2 protein-coding genes are annotated in these 4,034 nt (G+C 39.5%); both read left to right on the forward strand.

The window, feature by feature from the left end; translation table 11 throughout:
* Positions 1-384 precede the first annotated feature (384 nt).
* Positions 385-3,696 (forward strand): transglutaminase family protein, encoded by a 3,312-nt coding sequence (locus tag CXF89_RS18580; RefSeq protein WP_121955428.1) that lies wholly within the window; start codon positions 385-387, stop codon positions 3,694-3,696.
* A 112-nt stretch (positions 3,697-3,808) separates the two neighbouring features.
* A partial coding sequence (locus CXF89_RS18585; RefSeq protein ID WP_145990843.1) for a hypothetical protein occupies positions 3,809-4,034 on the forward strand: 226 nt, incomplete at its 3' end.

Here is a 4,034-nt window from a genome sequence, read left to right on the forward strand (position 1 = left end):
TTAATTATAACCGTTTAGCGTTATAAATAACGGAGTAAGTATTTTGAAAAATTAACTTTATTTGTTTTATTTCAATATTTTAAATTAATTAGCTTTAATTGTAAGTTATTTTAAAGCACTATTTTGGTGCATTTTCTGCACCATTAAAAATCTAAAATTGATGGTTTAAATTACACTAAGTTTACTATTTATTGAATTGGTGTGTTTTTCCTATTAATTAGGTCAAAACCTTTATGCATAACGTTGCTTTGTGCAAGAGCCGCGAGTGGATGAACAGTACTACTTAAGCAAGTCTTTTGGTATAAAAATTGCAAAGGTGAATTAGTCCAAATAATATTTTCAGCGTTATATTGTGGCCATACATTATTAAAGGGGAATTAATAGATGACAATTACAGTTGGGATTTCGCACCATACTCAGTATAAATACGATCGGTCAGTTAATATGGGGCCGCATATATTCCGATTACGTCCAGCGCCACATAGCCGTACAAAAATTAAAAGTTATTCTTTAAAAATAGTTCCAGAAGATCACTATATAAATTGGCAACAAGACCCTTTTGGTAATTACCAAGCGAGGGTGGTGTTTAACAAGCCAACTACCGAATTTAGTTTTACAGTTGATTTGGTCGCCGAACTAACGGTTATTAATCCTTTTGATTTCTTTTTAGAAGATTACGCCGAAAACTTCCCGTTTGTTTACGATGCTATTTCAAAGTCAGAACTCACTCCTTATTTAAAAAAACGCAAAGCCAGTCCAAAATTTAAAGAATTAATTGAATCTTTAAACCCTAAAGAGCCGCTTAGAAGCGTTGATTTTTTAGTGGCTGTTAATCAAGCTATTTATGAATTAGTAGGTTATGGCATTCGTTTAGAACCCGGTGTGCAAACGGCAAACGAAACAATAAGTAAAAAAACAGGTTCGTGTCGTGATTCTGCTTGGTTGTTAGTACAATTGTTTCGTCATTTAGGGTTGGCATCTCGATTTGTATCGGGCTACCTAGTACAGCTAACGTCTGATCAAAAATCACTAGATGGCCCAAGCGGTCCAGAAGAAGACTTTACCGATTTGCATGCATGGACCGAGGTGTATATTCCGGGTGCAGGTTGGATAGGGCTTGATCCTACCTCGGGTTTATTTGCTGGTGAAGGTCATATTCCATTGGCGTGTACGCCAGAGCCAAGCTCGGCAGCGCCGGTAACCGGCGGTATAGACGACTGTAAATCTGAGTTTAGCTTTTATAATAAAGTAACGCGTGTACACGAAGACCCACGTGTTACTAAGCCGTATTCTGAGGCGCAGTGGGCGGCAATTAACCGCTTAGGTCAGCACGTTGACAATGTTTACAATGAAGAAAACATACATTTAACTATGGGCGGCGAACCTACGTTTATTTCTATTGACGATATGGAACATCCTCAGTGGAATACTGATGCCGATGGTAAAGAAAAAAGAATATTAGCTCAAAATTTATTTGTAGAAATGAATAAAGTATACACAAAAGGTGGCTTTACTCATTACGGACAAGGTAAATGGTATCCGGGTGAGCCATTACCACGTTGGCAATATGCGTGTTATTGGCGCAAAGATGGTGAGCCTTTATGGCAAGATGCTGCACTATTAGCCGATCCTAATAAAGATTATAAATTTGATCATACCGATACTAAAAAGTTTGCTAATAAACTGTGTGACTCACTTGGTCTTGAAACCAAGGCACTTACTACGGCTTATGAAGATATTTTATATCACATGTGGCAAGAAGCCTCATTACCTACCGAAATAAAGCCAGATCAACCAGAACTTCTCCATGCAATGAGCCGAAAAGGCTTTTTAGCTAAAATGGATAAAGGCATAGAAAAGCCTGTTGGCTATGTTCTACCTTTAAAATGGAACGATAGTAAAAACTGTTGGCAGTCGTGTACGTGGGAGTTTAAACGGGGTCATTGTTTTTTATTACCGGGTGAATCACCACTTGGTTATCGCCTACCTTTAGACAGCCTTGAGTGGAGCGGCAATATTATTGACCGCGACCCGTTTGATATTCCAGAAAATTTTACCAAAGCTAAAAAGCTTAAAAAGGGCTTTATTGGTAAAGAAATGGTTAAAACTGCGCTTGTAATGGAAGTGAGAGAGGGGCGTTTATATATATTTATGCCACCAACAAGTCATTTTGAACATTACATGGGTTTAATAAGTAGTATAGAGAGTGTGGCTAAAGAACTTAAAATGCCGCTTGTTATTGAAGGCTATAGCCCACCTAAAGATAGCCGCGTAGAAAAATACGCTGTAACGCCAGATCCAGGTGTTATTGAAGTAAATATTCATCCTTCAACATCGTGGGATCAATTAGTCAGTCGAACCACAACGTTATACGGTTTAGCAAAAGAATGCCGATTAGGTACCGATAAGTTTATGGCAGATGGTCGCCATACTGGTACTGGTGGTGGTAACCACGTAACGCTTGGTGGCGAAACACCTGAGCAAAGCCCATTTTTACGCAGACCCGATATTTTAAGAAGTTTTATTACCTATTGGCAGCATCATCCTGGTTTGTCGTATTTATTTTCGGGGCTTTTTATTGGTCCTACAAGCCAAGCGCCGCGAGTGGATGAAGCCCGTGATGAAGTTTTATACGAGCTAGAAATTGCCTTTTCGCATATGCCCGAAGGTGAGGTGCCTGAACCTTGGTTAGTTGATAGGTTACTGCGTAATTTATTAGTGGATTTAACGGGTAATACACACAGAGCAGAATTTTGTATCGATAAGCTCTATTCACCCGACTCAGCCACAGGTCGTTTAGGGATTGTAGAATTTAGAGGCTTTGAAATGCCTCCACATTCACAAATGAGCTTAGTGCAAATGCTACTGTTGCGTACTTTACTTGCTTGGTTTTGGAAAAAACCTTACCACAAGCCATTAATACGTTGGGGTACAGAGTTACACGACAAGTTTTTATTACCACAATATGTAGAAAACGATTTAGCTGAAGTAAGCCGCGATTTACAACAAGCAGGTTTTCAATTTCAGTTAAGTTGGTTAAATCCATTTTTTGAATTTAGGTTTCCGGTATGTGGAACGCGAGAACTTGATAACGTTACACTTGAGCTTAGAACCGCAATCGAGCCTTGGCATGTACTAGGCGAAGAGGCAAGTGCGTCGGGTACGGCGCGCTACGTAGATTCGTCATTAGAAAGAGTACAAATAAAAGTACAAGGAACAATGAGCGATCGCTATGTTGTAACGTGTAATGGTCGAAGAGTGCCGCTTAAACCGGTTAAAGGTAAAGCGAAAGATGAAATGGTCGCGGGTATACGATACAGAGCTTGGCAACCACCTACAGCGCTTCACCCAACTATTGGCGTACATGCTCCATTAGTTTTTGATTTAATCGATACGTGGGAAGGTCGTTCAGTTGGAGGCTTTGTATATCATGTGAGCCATGCTGGGGGTCGTAATCCTGAAACGCTACCGGTTAATGCATTTGAAGCTGAAGGGCGCAGAGTTGCAAGATTTTGGGAGCATGGGCATACACCATCGTTACTTGCATCAGCAGAACCAAGCTGGAGCCCATCGGCGGTTACGCATAGTTTTCAATCGGCGCAAAGCGCAAGTGAATACGTGGTACCTGATGAAGAAAGTAGTAATCCTGATTATCCAAATACCTTGGATTTACGCAGGCAGCCTAACTTTAAATAATAATTGATAGTTGTGTCATTCCACTTTGAAATTATTTAAAGTGGAATGACTAAATATTTTTAAAGCATCATTATGAACACGGCTATTTACTATAAATTGGAGCGCTTTCAGCTTGTATATTAACAATAACGCGATGCCGGAATTGCCTGAGTGGTTGTCTTTATACCTTGATAAATCACATGGACATGATGAACTAGCAAACCACAGTGGTTTAAACCCAGACCATTGGGATACTTTATTTAAGCGTTTAGCTAGTCTAACAGCAGATGATGTTAGTAGCCGCGCTACAGAAATAAGCCAATTGCTACAAAATGGCAATATTAAAAATGAAAGCAATA

The sequence above is a fragment of the Pseudoalteromonas sp. MelDa3 genome (genome assembly GCF_002863625.1).
Classification (GTDB): domain Bacteria; phylum Pseudomonadota; class Gammaproteobacteria; order Enterobacterales; family Alteromonadaceae; genus Pseudoalteromonas; species Pseudoalteromonas arctica.